General features: G+C 46.6%; 1 protein-coding gene and 1 pseudogene. Both read left to right on the top strand.

The features are described 5' to 3' along the window. Positions 1-248: 248 nt before the first annotated feature. Positions 249-391: pseudogene (locus GIW28_RS30565) on the top strand (IS5/IS1182 family transposase); the annotation flags it as partial. A gap of 292 nt (positions 392-683) precedes the next feature. Next, the coding region (locus tag GIW28_RS30560; RefSeq protein WP_236490495.1) for an alpha/beta fold hydrolase at positions 684-1,406 on the top strand (723 nt) is incomplete at its 3' end.

Genomic DNA, 1,406 nt, shown 5'->3' with positions numbered 1-1,406 from the left:
CCAATGAAGATACTGACATAACCTGCACCTGCTTATTAAAATGATCACCTGAGTCCAAGCAGGTATCGTGCCATGTTGGTTGATAATAAATTTTGCAAATGTCGTGAAAATTCAATACTTAAAAATATCAGAGTTATAGGTTTGTTCCAGCCGAAAAATCGCTACAGCGCCTAGGCTTGATCACTAAGGGGGCTCTAAAAATTCCTGATCTTGGCAAGCAATCAGGATCCTGAAAGCGGAGCCTTCCTGTGAGGCAGGTTACCTTCGTTGATGCCGAGCACTCCGGCAGGCGCAAACAGATCCGTAACGAGTTGTTCTTGATCGGGCTCGATCAAGTGCCTCCCTGGAAGGGCTTGATTGGCTTGATGCGAGCCGCACTGTCGTAAAGGGCGGAGGCGGCCGTCAGGCCTACTGGTTTGGAAAAGCTTCCAGAAAATGATGGCGGTAAGGTTATCTGGCAGATGGTGGCACATCGCAGCACCAACAAAGGCTCTACAAGTGGGGTGTTCTGTAACAAAGCCATACTGGGGTCGAGGATCCATTGTGGGTGTTCACGCACCAGTTCAGTGCGCCTTGTTCAAGATATATATCGTGTAAGTGGCATTGGCGCTATTCAGTAATGCATCGATTACAACTGGTTTTCAGACGTAACATAGTTGTTACGCTACATGCAGAAGACGTTCGTGAAAATTTTGAAATTGACGAAGCTTTTCTTGGGAAATCCGACTCGGATTTATGGTTGTCTCAATATAAAAACGGTTAACGATATGACGATTTCAAGTTCTTGTTCTGTTCAGGGCGTCACTGATCAGCGCGTATTTAATTATATTGATACGAACCTGGGCCAACTTCATTACGCGGAGTCGGGTGCAGGTGATGTGATGATTTTATTGCATCAAACACCGCGCTCACTGGATGAGTTCGCTGAAGTCCAACCGCTGTTGGCAACTCGCTGGCGTACAATAGCTATGGATATGTACGGTTTTGGGCAGTCTGCAAAATTTGCTGCTCCACAGACGGTTGAACACTATGCCCAAGGTGTTTTGGCACTGGTTAATGCGTTAAATATAGAGAGGTTTTCTATACTTGGGCATCACACAGGTATGTTTGTTGCTTCAGAGGTGGCGGCTATCGCTCCAGAGCGTGTGACCGCTGTGGTTCTTTCTGCTGGTGATATTGTTGATGCAGAGTTTCGAGAAGCAATGGAGGCGCTGGACGTAGATGTAGCTGAAACGAGAGAGGATGGCTCACACCTCATGGAACTTTGGCGAAAACGTTTGAATTTATACCCAGCAGGGCACACTGATGTGTTAAATCGATTTATTCGAGATGCGCTTGCTCCTGGGGTAACTCCTTTAGAGGGGCATCTTGCAGTTGCAAGATATGATATGGAAAATAGAGTTGGC

Origin of the sequence: Pseudomonas sp. PA-5-4B, from assembly GCF_021606215.1 — a bacterium.
GTDB lineage: Bacteria > Pseudomonadota > Gammaproteobacteria > Pseudomonadales > Pseudomonadaceae > Aquipseudomonas > Aquipseudomonas edaphica.
This window is presented reverse-complemented; position numbering and strand designations above follow the sequence as displayed.